The 16,365-nt window shown below is 77.0% G+C and carries 6 protein-coding genes; 3 read left to right on the top strand and 3 right to left on the bottom strand.

What is annotated here, in order from left to right; genetic code table 11:
• Positions 1-207: 207 nt before the first annotated feature.
• The 3 genes from EGX94_RS00570 to nudC are packed head-to-tail and all read left to right on the top strand — an operon-like array spanning position 208 to position 7,727.
• Complete coding sequence (locus EGX94_RS00570) at positions 208-3,498, top strand: ATP-dependent DNA helicase (protein WP_192962666.1); 3,291 nt, start codon at positions 208-210, stop codon at positions 3,496-3,498.
• Complete coding sequence (locus EGX94_RS00565) at positions 3,495-6,815, top strand: ATP-dependent DNA helicase (RefSeq protein WP_123825763.1); 3,321 nt, start codon at positions 3,495-3,497, stop codon at positions 6,813-6,815. The genes EGX94_RS00570 and EGX94_RS00565 overlap by 4 nt, the downstream gene beginning before the upstream one ends.
• Before the next feature lie 9 nt (positions 6,816-6,824).
• Positions 6,825-7,727, top strand: coding sequence for an NAD(+) diphosphatase (gene nudC, locus EGX94_RS00560; RefSeq protein ID WP_021798857.1), 903 nt, complete (start codon positions 6,825-6,827; stop codon positions 7,725-7,727).
• Here nudC and recD read toward each other — a convergent pair.
• From recD to EGX94_RS00545, 3 genes are read right to left on the bottom strand one after another with little or no spacing between them, the layout of a single operon-like run.
• Entirely contained in the window at positions 7,681-9,546 is a 1,866-nt protein-coding gene (gene recD, locus EGX94_RS00555; RefSeq protein WP_051245259.1) for an exodeoxyribonuclease V subunit alpha, read from the bottom strand. The two genes, nudC and recD, sit on opposite strands and share 47 nt — an antisense overlap.
• Entirely contained in the window at positions 9,543-12,959 is a 3,417-nt protein-coding gene (locus tag EGX94_RS00550; RefSeq protein ID WP_123825761.1) for a UvrD-helicase domain-containing protein, read from the bottom strand. The genes recD and EGX94_RS00550 overlap by 4 nt, the downstream gene beginning before the upstream one ends.
• Complete coding sequence (locus EGX94_RS00545; protein WP_123825759.1) at positions 12,949-16,296, bottom strand: exodeoxyribonuclease V subunit gamma; 3,348 nt, start codon at positions 16,294-16,296, stop codon at positions 12,949-12,951. Before EGX94_RS00545 ends, EGX94_RS00550 begins: the two co-directional genes overlap by 11 nt.
• Positions 16,297-16,365 lie beyond the last annotated feature (69 nt).

Below are 16,365 nucleotides of genomic sequence, written 5' to 3'. Positions count from 1 at the left end.
CGCTGCTCGTGTCACACACCGTTTCCAATGAGATCAGCCGAAGTGGTTCCGGCTCGAACAGTTCCTCCATCCTTCCACACATTCGGGTCCGGGGGGAAGGCGCGGTGCTCCACGGGCTCGTCGGCGCCGCGGCGATGCCGGCATCCGCAGGGCCCGCGAGCGGATCCCGGAGCGGAAATGTCGGTGGCCGGTGCTTGCATTGTGTCCATGCCGCAGCAGCAGATGGACCGGTGCCAGCGGGCCTTCCTCGAGGCCGCCGCGCAGCCGCGCGCCGCCGTCTTGGCGGTGGGCGGCCCGGGCACCGGCAAGAGCACCGCGCTCGTGCGGTCCGTCGTCGCGGCCGCGGAGGCCGGCGCCGGTCTCGACGGGCTCGTCGTGCTCACATGGTCGCGGCCCGCGGCGCACCGGCTGCGCGCCGAGATCATCGCCCGGCTCGGGCGCACCCAGCGGGCCCCGGCCATGACGACCGTGCCGGGCTGGTGCCTCGCCCTCCAGTCGGCCTACGGGCCCCGCGGCGGCGACGGCGGGATCCCGCGCGTCCTCACCGGCCCCGAGCAGCAGATGCAGGTGCGCGAGCTCCTCGAGGGCGAGGGCGAGTGGTTGTGGCCCGCCGAGGTCCGCCCGGCCGTGCGCACGCGCGCCTTCACGCAGGAGGTCCGCACCGGCATCGCCCGCGCCCGTCAGCACGGCCTCGACCCCGACGACCTCATCGCGATGGGCGAGCGCACCGGTCGGCCGCAGTGGGTCGGGCTCGGCCGGTTCTTCGAGCGCTATCTCGACGTCCTCGACGGGCAGGGCGTCTGGGACTACGCCGAGCTCGTCCACCGTACGCGACTCCTGCTGCTCGACGAGCAGGTCGCCGCCGACGTCGCCGCGCGCCTGCGGGGCGTCCACGTCGACGAGTTCGCCGAGCTCGACCGCTCCCAGATCGGGCTCCTCGCGCAGGTGCACGGGCTCGGCGTCCCGGTGATCGCCGCCGCCGATCCCGCCACCCGCGTCTTCGCCTTCCGCGGGGCCGATCCGAGGGCCGTCGCCGACTTCCCGTGCCGCTTCGCCGCCCCGGGCACCGGGGCGGCGGTGGTCGTCCCCTTCGGGACCAATCACCGCACCGCCCCGGGCGTGCTCGCGGCGGTCGGCGCCGTCCTCGCGCACAACCCGGCCGAGGTCCTGCCCTCCGCCGCCGGTCCTGCGCCCGGCCCGCTTGCGGGCCGGGCGCAGGCGAGCGGGTCGGACGAAGGCCGGCCGGAGGTGAGCGTCCTCCTCCATCCGACCGGGGCGGCCCAGCTCGACGCCGTCGCCCGGTGGCTGCGCGCCCGCCACGCCCACGGCGCCGCCTGGTCCGACATGGCCGTCGTGGGACGCGCCGGCAGGGGCCAGCTGGCGCTCGTCGCGAGAGCGCTCACGGGGCTGGGCGTCCCCGTCGACGTCGACGGCGACGACATCGCCCTGGGCGAACAGCCGTGCGTCCGGCACCTGGTCGGTGCGGCCGAGTGCTGCCTCGCCCTGTCCTCCGGAGATCCGCTCGACCCGGCCCGCGTCCTCGCGCTGGTCGGCGGCCCGCTGTGCCCCGCCGAGCCCAGGGGCCTGCGGCGCCTCGGCAGGCGGCTGCGGCGCGGCAGCGACGCCCCGGACGTCGACGCGCTCCTGTTCGAGCTGGTGCGCCGCCGCGCCGTCGAGGCGATGACCTCCGACCGCGGGGCGGGGGCCCCTCGTGACGGTCGGGACCGGGGCGGTGGGGCCGCCGCGCCGTCCACCGGCCCCGCCCGGTCCGACGACGAGGCCGCCGCGGCCGCGGCGCTGGACCTGCTCGGAGCCGTCCTCGGCGGTGCCGCCCGCCGCGTCCGGCGGGGGGTCGGCGTCTACGAGGTGCTGTGGAGCCTGTGGCAGGGCACCGACTGGCCGGAGCGACTGCGCGAGGAGGCGCTGGCCGGTGGCGAGGGCTCCGCCGCCGCCCACCGCGACCTCGACGCGCTGTGCGCCCTGTTCGACCTTGCCGCCCGCCACGACGATCTCGGGGGCGGCAAGGGACTGCGCACCCTCGTCGCCGAGATCGCGGGCCAGGAGATCTCCGGCGACCAGGCCCGCGAGTCCGACCCGCGCGGCCGGGGCGTCCAGGTCATCACCGCGCACCGGGTCAGGGGCCGCCAGTGGTCCCACGTCGCTCTCGTCGACCTCGTCGAGGGCGAGTGGCCGGGCCGACGCGGCGGTGAGGGCCTCCTGTCGGCCGAGGCCATCGGCGCCGACGGCGACACGGCCCCCACCGACCGGGACGGGCTCGAGGCCGCCATCGAGTGGGTGCGCCGGGAACGGCGGCTGTTCGCCCTGGCAGCCAGCCGCGCCACCCGGTCGCTGCTCGTCACCGCGGTGGCGGGGGAGGGCTCCGAGGGGGGCGAGCCGTCGCGCTTCATCGCCGAGCTCGGCGTCGAGCCGAGGCCCGGCCCGACCCCGGCGGAGCGCCGCGCGAGCACGCTCGACGAGCTCGTCGGCGAGCTGCGCCGCACCGCCCTCGACCCGTCCGGGTCCCCGGCGCTGCGCCGCGCAGCGGCGGAGCGCATCGCGGCGCTCGCCGTCCTCCGCTCGCGTCGGGGGCGCCGGCTCGTCCCGGCCGCCGACGCGTCCACCTGGTGGGGCGTCGGCGGGCTCAGCGGCCGGACCGGGGCGCAGCGGCGCCCTGAGCTGACCGTCAGCGCCACGGGCCTGGAGAAGCTCTCCCGGTGCCCGCGGCGCTGGTTCCTCGATTCCCGGGTCGGGGCCCAGGAGGCCGCCGGCCCGCAGGCCGCGGTCGGCACGCTCGTCCACGCGATGGCCGAGAACTCGATGCGCCTCGGCTGGGGCGCCGCCGAGCAGCACGATCGGGTCGACGCCTCCTGGGGCGCCGTCGGCTACGAGGTCGAATGGCGGAGTGAGGCCGAGCGCGAGGCCGCCCACGCGATGATCGACCGGCTCGACGCCTGGTCGACGGCCGACCGGGGGCGCGAGGTCGTCGGCGTCGAGGTGCCCGTGAGACACCGCTTCGAGCTGCCCGGCGGCACCGTCGTCCTGCGCGGCACCATCGATCGGCTGGAGCGCGAGAGCGCCACCGGGCGCATCCACGTCGTCGACTTCAAGACTGGGCGGCGCGCCCCCACCCGAGGGCAGGCGCAGGCCCACCTGCAGCTCGGCGCCTATCAGCTGGCCGTCGCCGAGGGCGCCTGCTCCGAGCTGACCGGCCCCCGCCCGCGACTCGGCGGCGCCGAGCTCGTCCACCTGCGCATCCCGCAGGGCGCGCGGGCACCCGGGCTGCCCAAGGTGCTCGCCCAGCCGGACATCGAGGACCACCCGTACCCGCCCCGGGTCGAGCCGCGGCCCGGCGGCGGGCCCACCTGGGTGCACGATGTCATGGCCGAGGCCCTCGGGCATGCCGCCGACGGGGACTGGACGGCCGTGGAGGGCGAGCTGTGCCGCACCTGCCCGCACCGGGGCGGCTGCCCCGTCTGGACCCCGGAGGACCCGAGATGAGCGCGCCCCCGCCGAATCCCGCACGCATCCGGACGCCCGGCCAACTGTGCGAGGCCCTGGGCATCCCGCTCTCCGACGAGCAACTGGCGGCCGTCACCGCGGAGCCCGGTCCCGGCGTCATCATCGCCGGCGCCGGCTCGGGGAAGACCACCGTCATGGCGGCGCGCGTCGTCTGGCTCGTCGGCACCGGCGCCGTGCGCGCCGACCAGGTGCTCGGCCTCACCTTCACGCGCAAGGCCGCCGGCGAGCTGTCGGCCCGCATCGGCGCGGCCCTGGAGCGCTCCGGGGCCGTCGACGAGCGGGCCCGGCACGACCTGCAGGGCCAGACCGTCATGACCTACGACGCCTTCGCCGGACGCCTCGTCGCCGAGCACGCGCCGCGCATCGGCGTCGACCCGATCGAGCGGGTGCTCGACGAGTCGACGCGCTACCGGCTCGCCGGGCAGGTCGTCTCGGAGGCCGAGGGCGGCTGGGAGCACCTCGCAGGGCTGTCGCCGGCGGTCCTGGTCGACTGGCTCGTCACGCTCGACGCCGAGCTGAACGGGCATCTCGTCGACCCCGAGCGCCTCGAGGCCTTCACGCCCCCGTTCGTCGCGCGGCTGCTCGACGCCCCGCTGCACCGGGGCAGGCCCTACCGCGACGTCGCCGACGCCGTCGAGACGGCCCGGGCCCGGCTCGAGCTGCTCGGGCTCGTGCGGTCCTACCGCGAGCGCAAGAGACGCCTCGGCTGCGGCGACTTCGGCGACCAGATGGCCCGGTCGGCCCGGATCGCCCGGCGGGCGCCGCAGGTCGCCGAGGCGCTGCGTCGGCAGTTCCGGGTCGTCCTGCTCGACGAGTACCAGGACACCTCCGCGGCCCAGACGACGATGCTGTCCGGGCTGTTCTCCGGCCCCGACGCCGAGCACGGCCTCGGCCATCCGGTCCTGGCGGTCGGCGATCCCTACCAGGGCATCTACGGCTGGCGCGGCGCCGCCATCAGCACCATCGGCGAGTTCCCGCGCACCTTCCGCCGCGGCGACGGCGACCCCGCGAGGGTCTTCTCGCTCACGGTGAACAGACGCAGCGGCCCCGTCATCCTGCGGGGCGCCAACGAGATCCTGGCGCGTCTGGACGAGGATCCGGCCATGCCCGCCGTCGGCGGGGCCGGGCTGCGGCTGAGGGCCGTCGCCGGGGCCGGGCCCGGCAGCGTCACCGTCGGGCGCTTCGACGACGTCGACGAGGAGCTGGCGTGGCTGGCGTCCGACGTCGCCGCGCACGGCTGCCCGGGGCGCTGGGCCTCCCTCGCCGTGCTCTGCCGCACGAACGCCGCCGTCGGGCGCGTCTACGACGAGCTGGTCGAGGCCGACGTGCCGGTCGAGGTCGTCGGCCTCGGCGACCTCGTCTCGCTCAGCCCGGTGCGCGAGATCGTGGCCACCCTGCGCCTGCTCGACGACGAGACCGACAACCCCGCGCTCGTCGAGCTGCTCGCCTCCCGCCGCTGGCGGATCGGGGCGGCCGACCTGGCCGCCCTCGGTGCGGCGGCGCGTCGGGCCGCCGCCGAGGACGCCGGGCCCCGCGCCGCGGACGGGTCGTCCGTCGTCGGCGCCACCGACGACGCCGCGCTCGGCGAGGGCCTCACCGCCCCGCAGCCGTGCCTGCTCGACCTGCTCGACCAGGAGATCCCCGGCATGTCCGCGCAGGGCGCCCGCAGGCTGCGCCGCTTCGCCGGGGAGTTCACCCAGGTGCGCCGCGGGCTCGGCGAGCCGCTCCTCGACCTGGTGCGGCGCATCTGCCTGCTGGGCGGCGTCGACGCCGAGCTCGAGGGCGACCCCGCGTTCTTCCGCCAGGGCCGGCGCGAGCAGCTGCGGCGCTTCCTCGACGTGGTGGCCGAGTTCTCCGACACCGACCCGGGCGTGGGGCTGAGCGCCTTCCTGGCCCGGCTCGACCTGCGGATCGAGCACGAGAACGGCATCGAGCAGGCAGCCGTCTCGGCCGCGGACTCGGTCAAACTGCTCACCGTCCACCGCGCGAAGGGCCTCGAGTGGGACCGCGTCTACCTTCCGTGGCTGGTCGACGGGGTGTTCCCCGCCCACCGCGCCGACAACTGGGTGACCTCGGCCAGGCTCCTGCCGGGGCCGCTGCGCGGCGACGCCGACGCCCTGCCGTCGCTGCCCGAGATCTCGCGCGACGGCCTGCGGGACCACGCCGAGGAACTCCGGGCGGCGGCGGGCTTCGCCGAGGACCGGCTGGCCTACGTCGCGATCACGCGCGCCCGGAACGCACTCGTGGCCACCAGCCACGTCTGGGAGCCCCGGCGGGCGCGGCCCCGCGAGGCCTCCCCCTACTACCTGGTCCTCGCCGGGCAGGCGCAGGAGGTGGTCGCCGAGCCCGGCCCGGTCGCCGACGAGAACCCGCTCGGCGACGGACGGCGGCGCGCCGCCTGGCCCCGCGGCGACGGACGGGGGCAGGAGCGCCTCGACGCGCTGGCGGCGTTCGTCCGCGATCGCGCCGGGGCGCGGCTCGCGGGGCCGTCCGGGCCCGCCGGGGAGGCGGGGGAGTTCGGCTCCGTCGAGCCGCTCGACCTCGACGAGCAGGCGCTCGTCGACCGGTGGGCGCGCGAGGCCGAGCTGCTCGTCGCCCAGGCGCTGCGCCGTCAGGACGAGGGGACCGGCGTCGCCGTGCCCGAGTCCCTGTCGGCCACGGCGCTCATGCAGTCCCAGCGCGACCGGGCCGGGTTCATGGCGGCCCTCGCCAGGCCGATGCCGCGGCGGGCGAGCACCGGGGCGGGCGCCGGCACCCTCTTCCACGAATGGGTCGAGGCCAGGTTCCGCCGGGCCGAGAGCCCACTCCTCGGCGCCGACGAGCCGTTCGGCGAGTACGGCGCCGGCCGCTCGGACGGGGCCCGGGCCCGGCTCCGTCGACTCGTCGAGCGCTTCGAGGCGGGCCCCTACGCCCGGCGCGCGCCGTGCGCCGTCGAGGAGCCCTTCGTCCTCGTGGTCGACGGCCAGCAGATCCGCGGCCGCATCGACGCGGTCTTCCCCCTCGACGACGACCCCGAGCACGACGTCCGGGTCGTCGACTGGAAGACCTTCGACGGGCCGGGTGACGCCCTCCAGCTGGCCCTCTACCGGCTGGCCTGGTCCGACATCACCGGGACCGACCCCGGCCGCATCGACGCGGTCTTCCACCACGTCATGAGCGGCACCGACGAGCGCCCCGCCGACCTCGTCGACCGCGAGGGCCTGCGGAGGATGATCGCCGGGCTGCGCGCCCCGGCGCCCCGGCGGGGCCGTCCCGCGGCCGGCGGCCCGGCGTCCGCACCGCGTCCGGCGCGTTAGTTTGGGCCCATGACCTCGAGCCCGGACCTCAGTCGCGACCCCTACGCCTGGGACATCGCCGCGTGGGGCGGCCCGCCGAGGCTGGACCACGCCTCGAGCCTGCGCGAGGAGGACCGCTCCGTCGAGCGGGCCTGGCGCGAGCCGGGCGCCCGCATCGTCTGCCTCGACGAGGCGGGCCGCTTCGACGACGACCCCTTCGGCCGGCCCATCACGGCGGACGACGGGGGGAGCCCCCGCGCCGAGGACGTCTTCCTCGGCCGCTTCGAGGGGCACCCGTGGTTCGCCCGGCGCGACGCCGGCCCGTACCCGGCGGTGCTGCGCAGCGCCCGGCTCACCCCGGGCGAGCGCGAAGTCGCCAGCAGCGCCCAGGCCGTCCTCAACTGGGCCCGCACGACGCGCCGCTGCGTCAGCTGCGGCGGCGAGCTCGTGCGCACCCGCGGCGGCTTCTCCGCCGAGTGCACCCGGTGCGGCCGCGAGACCTTCCCCCGCACCGATCCGGCCGTCATCTGCGCCGTGCTCGACCACGACGACCGCCTCTTCCTCGCCCACCAGGGACGCTGGGAGCGCGGCCGCGTCTCGGTGCTCGCCGGGTTCGTCGAGGCCGGCGAAACCGCCGAGCAGGCCGTGCACCGGGAGATCGCCGAGGAGGCGGGGTTGCGCATCGCCGCCCTGCGCTATCTCGGCAGCCAGCCGTGGCCGATGCCCCGCTCGCTCATGCTGAGCTTCGTCGCGCGCAGCGACTCCGTCGGACGGGTCGACGGGCTGGAGCTCTCGTGGGGCGGCTGGTACCGCCGCGACGAGGTGAACCGTCTCGTGGACGGCGGCTCCCTGGTGCTGCCGCCCGGCGCCTCGGTCGGCCACCGGCTCATCGAGGCATGGCTGGACGGGCGCCTGCCCCTTCCCGAGCCCTGAGCGGGCGGCCTCGGGGTGCGCCCGGCGGGCGGTCGAGGGCCCTGCCCAGCCGTTCGGTCAGCCCCGAGGCGCGCTGGGCCTCCGTCGTGACGGCCGCGCGCACCGAGCTCGCCGGGCCGATGATGCGCACACCGGTCCTCGCCCTGGTCACGGCCGTGTAGAGCAGGCCCCTCGTGAGCAGCGGCGAGCCGGGCGGGGGCAGGACGAGGGTGACCCGCTCGAACTGGCTGCCCTGCGACTTGTGCACCGTCATGGCGTACATCGTCTCGACGCCCTCCAGCGCGTACGCCGGGTAGGTGCGGTGGTTGCTCATCGCGGCTCGCCGGCCCCGCCCGGTGGCGATGACGACGCCGGTGTCGCCGTTGCTGATGCCCAGCTCGGGGAGGTTCCGGGTGGCCAGCAGCGGCCGTCCGCTGTACCACTCGTCGCCGGAGAGCTGGCCGGCCGCGGCGCGCTGGAGGCGCTCGACGGCGGCGCCCCAGGTGGTGACCCCGTAGGGGCCGGTGCGGTGTGCGCACAGCAGGCGGTGGGCGCCGAGCGCCTCGATGGCCTCCTCGGCCCTGCCCAGCCGGGCGGCCCGCTCGGTGGCGCGGGCCTGACGCACCAGGGCGTCGCGCAGCCCCAGCGAGGCCTCCAGATCGAGGTCGGCGGCGTCCTGGTCGTGGAACTCGACGGCCTCGGTGGTGGCCAGCAGCTCCAGGGTGCGGTCCGCGTCGCCGTCGCGGATCGCCCGGGCGACGTCGGAGATGCCGCTCGTGAAGCGGTAGCCGTGGTCGAGGACGACGACGGCCGACCGGCCCGGCTCCGGGCCGGGCAACCCGGCGGCGGTGATGTCGGCGAGCACGGCCCCGGCGTCGACCGGGGTGAGCTGGTCGGGGTCGCCCACCATGACCAGGCGCGTGTCGGGGCCGAGCGCCTCGAGCAGGCGGGCCATGAGCGGCAGGGAGACCATCGACATCTCGTCGACGACCACGGCGTCGAACGGCAGCCGGTGCCCGGCCCCGTGGCGGGGGGCCCGGTCGGGGCGGGCCCCGAGCAGGCGGTGCAGCGTCGTCGCCGCGCCGACGCCGGGCCCGACGGCGTGCTCGTCGAGCGACTCGGTCAGCCGGGCGGCGGCCTTGCCGGTCGGCGCGGCGAGCGCGATGCGCATCGGGACGCCCCGGGCCTCCGCCTGGTCGGCGAGCGCGGCGACGACGCGGGAGATCGTCGTCGTCTTGCCCGTGCCCGGGCCGCCGCAGATGACGGCCGTGCGTGCCCGCACCGCCGTGCGCACGGCGGTGCGCTGCGCCTCGTCGCGCCGGTCGGCCGCGGCGGGCGATGCGGCCAGGCTCCGTTCGAGCCGTGCCTCGTCGACGTCGGGGAACGGGCCGCAGCGCCCGAGCAGGGCCGCGGTGATCGACTCCTCGTCGTGCCAGTAGCGCTCGAGGTAGAGGGCCTCGTCGACGAGGCGGAGCGGATGCTCGTTGGGCCCGGAGTGCTCGTCTCCCACGAGCGACGAGGCGGCCAGTGCCGCCAGCCACCGGTCGGGATCCGGCCAGCCGAGCTCGTCGAGCTGCGGGGCGAGGCCCGCCTGGGCGTCGTCGTCGCGGACGAAGAACTGGGCCAGTCGACGGACCCGGCGGATCGGCAGGCAGACCGAGCCGGCACGCAGCGCGCGCATCGTGAGCGCGGCGCCGAGCAGCACCGCCGGGTCGTGCTCGCCCGCGGTGCGGGCGACGAGCTGGGCGGTGTGGACGTCGGGCGCCTCGAGGATGCCCGCCTCGTTGAATCGGGCGAGCACGCCCTGCGCCGAGACGACGCGGCCGGTGACGCCGCTCATCGGGCACCTCCCGTCCGGGAGCCGGAGAGGACCCGTGAGGCGGCCTCGACGAGGCCGATGCGCGGGTGCCAGGTGAAGACGCCCGGCGGCATCGCGGTCCCGGCCGGGCCGTCGGGGCCGGCCATGCCCCTGACGAACAGATAGCCGACGCCGGCGAACTGCCGCTCGGGGTCGTAGTCGGGCAGGCGCCAGCGCAGGTAGCGGTGCAGGCCCACGCAGTACAGCAGCGCCTGGAGGGGGTAGTGGGCCTCGATCATCGCCCGCGTCATCGCCGCGGGCGTGTAGACGTGCGGGCCGAGCGACTCGTGCGGGCGGGTGGGGATGCGGTTCGTCTTGTAGTCGATGAGCGCGTAGCGGGCCGTGCCGCTCGGGACCGGTCGCCCCGGCTCCCCGGCCGCGCCGGGCCCCGGGAGCCTCAGCACGGCGTCGATCGAGCCGGTGAGGAAGCCGCGGAGGGCCGCGTGGGCGGCGCCGCTGGCCGCCAGGGCCCCGCCGTAGTCGACGAGCGGGTCGTCGGACGGTACGAGCGAGCGGTCGCCCCACAGCTCGGCGATCGCCCCGAGCTCCCGCGAACCCGAGGCCGAGCCGAGGGGCAGGTCGAAGTCGAGCTCGGCGAGGCGGTTCGCGGCGCCGATGCGGCGCAGGCTCGCCCACGCCGTGAGCTCGCCCAGCGGCGTGTCCATGACGGCCAGCAGGCCCCGGGCCAGCCGCTCGGCGGGCACCCCGGCCATCGGCCAGCGGGTGAGCATCCGGGTGACCGCGGCGGTGGTGCGCTCGGCCAGCCGCGGCCCTGCCGGGTCGACGACTTCGAGGACCGAGTGCACCAGCGAGCCGAACTGGGTGCCACCGGGCAGCGTCGACAGCGGCGTGGCGTCGTCGTGCGGGTCCGGCGCGGCCGTCCGCGGCCCCGCGGGGGCCCCCTCCAGCGGCGGTTCGTCGTCGGTGCCGCGCTCGTCGAGGCCGGGCAGGGGCCCCGCCGTCCCATGCAGCCCGGCGGTGAGCCCCGAGTACGAGGTGCGCGACCACGTGCGGTCGATCGTGTCGGCGAGCTCGCGCCCGACGAGGCGCGCCGGGCCGTCGACGGGCGGCGGCGCGGGCGCCGCCGGGGCCCCGGTCGGGCGGGGCACGACGACCAGCTGCACATGCTCGCGGCCGGCGGCTGCCCGCTCGACGTCGGCGCCGACGGGCAAGGACGGGGCCGGCGCCGGGTCGCCCGGGGGATTCATCAGCAGGCGGTGCAGCGCCGAGCGCGAGGTGTTGCGCTTCGTGCGGGCCCACCAGAGGACGAGGCGGCTCTGCGCGCGGGTGGCCGCCACGTAGAGCAGGCGCAGGTCCTCGGCCTGCTCCTCGGCGAGCTTCGCCCGGTGACGCGCGGCGGAGCGGTCGCCGAACAGGTCGAGGCCGAGCTCGCCGCCCTCGTGGACGAGGACGCGGCCCAGCCGGTCGGCCGGCCTGTCGCCGATGTACTTGTCCGCCATGTCGGGCAGCGCCACCACCGGGAACTGCAGGCCCTTCGCCCGGTGGATCGTCATGACGGTGACGGCGCTGCGGTCGGTCTCGAGGCGGCGCACGGCGTCGTCGTCCGCCCGTCCGGCCGCCTCGCGGATCGACTGGGCGAGCCAGTCGCGCAGGCCCGCCAGGTCGCGTCCCGAGCGGCGGCGCTCGCGCTCGAGCAGCTCGGTGACGTGTCGCAGGTCGGTGCACCGTCGCTCGCCGTCGCGCGCGTCGGCGAGCAGCCGGGCCATGAGGCCGGGCCCTCCGTCGTCCTGCTGGGCGCACAGGCGCTCGAGGATCCCGGACGGGCCCGCGTCGGCCATCGTCCCGCGCAGCGACTTCACGAGGACGAGCAGCTGGTTGCGGGCCTCGTCGTCGGCGCGCGCCAGACGCCCGGGGCTCCATCCGACCAGCTCGGTCAGGGACAGCCGGAACAGCAGCGGCGGGCGGGGATCGCACATGGCGTCGAGCAGCCGCTGCCAGGCGAGGGCGCCGTCGGAGGCGAAGATGCCCGCCCCGCCGGTGAAGACGGCCGGGATGCCGGCCCCGGTGAGCGCGCGGCGCAGCTGCTCACCGACCCGCCTGGTGCGCACGAGGACCGCCAGGTCGTCCGCCCGCAGCGGGCGGACGGTCCCGCCGTCGTCGAGGTGGCCGCGGGCGAGCAGCTCGCCGAACTCGCGCACCAGGTCGGCGGCGATCGTCTCGCGGGCCCCGGCCGCGGTCTGCTCCTCACCGGGGGCGATGGCCCGCACCTGGACGGCGGGCGCGCCGTCGGCCCGGTCGATCCGCAGACGGGCCCGCGTGTGGGTGCTCGTGACCGGCGCCAGGGCGATGGCCTGGTCGGGCCGCCCGAGCGAGGCCCGTCCGAAGAGCTGCGCGATGCCCTCGACGACGGGGGCGTCGCTGCGGTGGTTGCGGTCGAGGGTGAAGCACTGGTCGGCCGTGGCCCGCGCGTCGAGGTAGGCCTGCAGATCGGCGCCGCGGAAGCCGTAGATCGCCTGCTTCGGATCACCGATGACGACCAGGCTCGTGCGGTGGTGGAAGGCGCGTTCGAGGATGCGCCACTGCAGCGGGTCGGTGTCCTGGAACTCGTCGACCATCACGAGGTCGAAGCGCGCGGCGAGCGTCCGCGCGGCGAGCTCGCCGGTGACCGGGTCCCCGAGGGCCTCGTCGACGCGTCGGATCATGTCGTCGTATCCGTAGACGCCCATCTGACGCGTGCGGTGCGCCATGCGGGTCCGCACGTCGGCGGCGAAGGCCAGGCGGCCCTGCTCGTCGTCGGCGTCGTCGGGCACGGGCAGGAGCCTCGGCTCGGCGTGCTCCAGCACCGCCCGGCCGATGATGCCCGCCTGCTCGTGGCCCATGCCCGCCGTCCCGGCGGTGGCGCGCGCAAGATAGGCGTCGTCGACGACCTGGGATCGCACCTCGTCCAGGTCGTCGACGAAGCGCATGGTGGTGTCGTGGTCGACGAGCACGCCCAGCTCGGCCAGCAACCGGGAGCAGAACTCGTGGGTCGTCGCGATGACGGCGCGGTCGAAGTCGGCGAGCGCCCTCCGCAGCCTGCCCAGGCGCTCGATCAGCTCGTCGGCCCGACCGCCGCACAGCTGCGCGTCGACCGGGTCGAGGCCGTCGGGGGTCCCGCCCGCGGCGGCCCGCTCGAGGACGCGGGCGCTCGAGGCCAGCCGTTCGTGGACGCGCGAGCGCAGCTCGAGGGACGCCGTGCGGGCGAAGGTGACGAGCATGACGCGGTCGATGCGGCAGCGGCCGAGGGCGACGAGGCGCGCGGTCGTCGCGGCGATGGCGTGGGTCTTGCCGGTGCCGGCGCTGGCCTCGAGGACGGTGGTGCCCTCCGGCAGGTCGGCCGTGGGGTCGAAGACCGGGCCCGGGGCGAGCGGATCGGTCGACGGATCAGTGGTCATGACGCGCTCCGGGGGTCCACAGATGCAGGGCTTCGACGAGGGGGCCGTAGAACCAGCGGGCGAGGTTGAGGATGCGGCTGCTGGAGGCGGTCAGCGGGTCCTCGGGCTCGGAGCCGATGGCCTCGATGTCGCGCCAGGAGGCGCCCACCCACTGGAGCACCGGAGAGAAGGCGACCTCCCGGGAGTAGTCGCGGGCCAGGAAGGCGCCGGCGCCGCGTCGGCCGCCGGCGGTGCGGCGGGCGTACTCGAGGCAGGTGTCGGGCGGCATGGGCGGGAACCGACTGAGCCCGTCCAGACGCAGCCGGCACATCTGGCCCAGCAGGGTGCGCGCCGTCGCCGCGTCCGGGGCGACGAGCCGGAAGCAGTCGCCCTTGCCGAGCAGGAGGGCCTCGCGGACGTCCGCGCCGCCCGCCGCGGCGCAGACGAGCTCGACCCAGGCGGCCCCCAGGTGCCTGGCCCGCAGCCTCGCGCAGCGGTGCCGCACGAGACGGCCCGCATGGGACTCGAGAGTGCCCGAGACCGACCAGGGGCCGTCGTGCCAGAGCACGTCGTGCTCGGCGGGCTCGACGAGCAGGGCCCGCACAGCCGTGGCGTGCGCCTCGAGCGCAGGAAGCCGGGCGCCGAGCAGATCGGTGCCGAGCCGGCCGGGGGGCAGCCGGCCTCCGAGCAGCGCGGCGTCGGAGACGGTCGTGACGGGCTGGCCGGCGATGAGCGCCGCGGTGATCGCCTCGTCGACCGCCCAGTTCTCGAGGCCGTCGAGGACGATCGGCAGCCCGGTGGGCGGCTCGTCGTCGCCGTCGTCGGGCAGGAAGCCGAAGGTGCGGCCCGCCCAGGCCCGGATGGGGTCCCGGAAGAAGGCGACGAGCTCGTCGATGCTCATCACCCGGGCCTCCTCGCCCGGCGCCGGACCCTGGACCGACCAGATGCTGCGCCGGTGCGCGGGTCCGGGCGGGGCGGCGCCGGCGCGGGCGCCCGCGAGCGCCATCGGGTCGAAGCTGAGGAGGCCGCCGGGGGCGTCGGGGTCGAAGTTGCTCGCCGCATGGGGCTGGAGGGGGTGCACGCGCAGCACTGTCGGCGCCCCGCCGTTCGCCGCGCCCTCGTGCGCCCGCTCCCACACGGCGCCCGGCTCGAGGCCGGTGCACGCCTCGATGATGTCGGCCATGGCGACCGGCTGTGGCAGCGCCTCCCCGGTGCGCGGGTCGGCGCCGGCGCCGACGATGATGAGCCGCTCTCCGGCGCTCATGATCGCGTCGAGCAGCTGCTGACGGGCGGCCCGTGCGGCGTTGGGGACGGGCAGTTCGTCCCGGACGCCGGGGCGGGCGAGCAGATCGTCGCCCGCCGCGGCGGTGCGCGGCGGGACGTGGGCGTCGTCGACGCCCAGGACGGCCACCACGCGGTGCTCGATGGCCTGCATCTCGCCCAGCCCGCAGATGATCATCGAGCCGGCGCCGTAGTTGGGGCGCCCACGCCGCGGTGCGACGAGTCGACGCAGCACCGCGGCGATGTCGCCCGCGTCGAGCAGCGCGCCGTCGGCGCCGGCGCCGTCGAGCCCGGTCAGGGCGCTGCTGAGGTGGTTGAGCATCCACTGGTCGTCCGGCCCGGGTGCGGTCAGGTCGGCGGCCGCGTCGAGCAGGCGCGCGCGCCAGGCGGCGATGCCGGCGGGCTCGGCGAAGCGCAGCAGGTGCATGCGCACCCGCGAGACGAGTTCGGCGAGCGCGCCGACGAGCCCGGCGTCGGAGCCGTCGACGTGGTCGAGCGGGACGACCGTGCCGAGACGGGCGAGGGGGCTGTCGGCCAGGGCGAGGCCGGCGAGCAGCCGGTCGACGCCGGCGATCCAGGTGCTCCGGCGGATCCCGGGCAGCCCGTGCTCGGCGCGGTGGCCCGCGTCGATGCCCCAGCGGATCTGCGCGCGCTCGACGAGGCGGCCGAGCCGTTCGAGGCCCTCGGCGTCGAGGCCGAGGGCGCGCGCGACCGGTTCGCGCGAGGCCAGCGCGATCAGGTCGGCTCCGGTGGCGCGCGAGGCCGGCAGGGCGAGGAGGACGAGGAGGACGTCGATCACCTGGTTCGGCCGCGCCAGAGAGGGGCCCGCGATGCCGGCCCGCAGGTCGTGGCCCGGATGGTGTCCGGGGGCGTCGGTGGCCCCGAGGTCGGCCTCGAGCAGCGGCGCGTAGGCGGCGATGTCGGTGCACAGCACGGCGACCTCTCGCGGCTGCAGGGTCGGGTCGGAGGCGAAGGCGTCGCACAGGGCCTCGCGCAGCACCTCCACCTGGCGGTCGGGGCCGTGGCTCGCGTGGATGGTCACCGTGCCGTCGGCCGGGACCGGTGCGTCGGCCGTACGGCCCTCGCGGATGCGGCGCTGGAGGAGCCCGAGCATGGTCCCGACGCCGACGGTCGGCCCGTCGGCGCGGGGCCCGGCGCCGTCCGCGACGTCGACCGGGGCCTGCTCCCAGCGCCTCCAGCTCTCGGCGCGGGCCGCCCCGTAGCGCTCCCGCAGCGGGCAGCCGACGGCGCCGGCCTCCTCGGGCGGGCCGAGCTGCCAGATCTGGACGGGGAGCCGCTCGGCCAGGGCGGCCAGCAGCTCGATGTCGGCCGCTGGGGGCGCCTCGACGCAGGCCGCCCCCAGCGCGACCGGCAGTGCCGCGGGATCGGCCCCGCGCACCCCCTCCAGGAGCTGCTCGTGGCGCAGCCCCGGGTGGGGCCAGCCGGCGAGGGCCGTCGTGAGGCGCTGCCACAGGAGCGCCTGCCACCGGTCGCGGTCGGCCAGCGGGGCGCCGAGCGGGTCGACGGGGGAGCCCTGGGACCAGGCGGCGAGCATGCCGGGGCAGTGCCGCAGGTAGCCGCGCAGGATCCCGGCCCAGCCCTCGGCGGTGGCGACCAGGCGCCCCGGGGCGGGGCGCGGGGGCTCCTCGGGGGCCGGGTGGCCGTCGAGGTGGCGCCGGACGAGCGCGAGCCACGGCTCGTCGGCGCACTCGCGCAGGAGGGAGGCGATGCGGAGGGTGAGGGCGCCGGTGCGCCAGGGGTCCTCGTCGGGGTCGAGGCCGAGCAGCGCGTGCTCGAGCTCGGTTCGCAGCCCGCCCATCGTCGGGGTCCTGACGCCGGCGAAGACCTGCGGCCCGCCGGGGGAGGCCGCGAACCCCTGCGCGATGCTGCGCCGGTGCGCGGGGCCGGGCGTGACGAGTACCGGCAGGACGAAGGGGTCGGCGGCGTGCTCGGAGAGGAAGGCGCCGGCCCGGGCGCGGATCTCGGACCAGGTGCGGCAGCCCGTCACGACGGTCCGGCCCGACGCGCCCACGGCGCGCCCGGCCGGCTCCTGCCGGACCGATCGCGTGTTCACCATGCCCCTCACCTTAGGCAGCGCCACCGACAGAGGACCCGGACCCGTCCGCCGCCCGGTTCGGGCCCCGTC

Origin of the sequence: Propionibacterium acidifaciens (assembly GCF_003798325.1) — a bacterium.
In the GTDB taxonomy this organism is placed as follows: domain Bacteria; phylum Actinomycetota; class Actinomycetes; order Propionibacteriales; family Propionibacteriaceae; genus Propionibacterium; species Propionibacterium acidifaciens.
Note: the sequence above shows the minus strand (reverse complement) of the source record. Positions and strands in the feature narration are given on the sequence as shown.

What these genes read in the sequence shown, in the direction of transcription:
- EGX94_RS00550 (WP_123825761.1), bottom strand. Translation starts at nt 12,959, where the DNA reads ATGACCACTGATCCGTCGACCGATCCGCTCGCCCCGGGCCCGGTCTTC.
- EGX94_RS00570 (WP_192962666.1), top strand. Translation starts at nt 208, where the DNA reads ATGCCGCAGCAGCAGATGGACCGGTGCCAGCGGGCCTTCCTCGAGGCC.
- nudC (WP_021798857.1), top strand. Translation starts at nt 6,825, where the DNA reads ATGACCTCGAGCCCGGACCTCAGTCGCGACCCCTACGCCTGGGACATC.
- recD (WP_051245259.1), bottom strand. Translation starts at nt 9,546, where the DNA reads ATGAGCGGCGTCACCGGCCGCGTCGTCTCGGCGCAGGGCGTGCTCGCC.
- EGX94_RS00565 (WP_123825763.1), top strand. Translation starts at nt 3,495, where the DNA reads ATGAGCGCGCCCCCGCCGAATCCCGCACGCATCCGGACGCCCGGCCAA.
- EGX94_RS00545 (WP_123825759.1), bottom strand. Translation starts at nt 16,296, where the DNA reads ATGGTGAACACGCGATCGGTCCGGCAGGAGCCGGCCGGGCGCGCCGTG.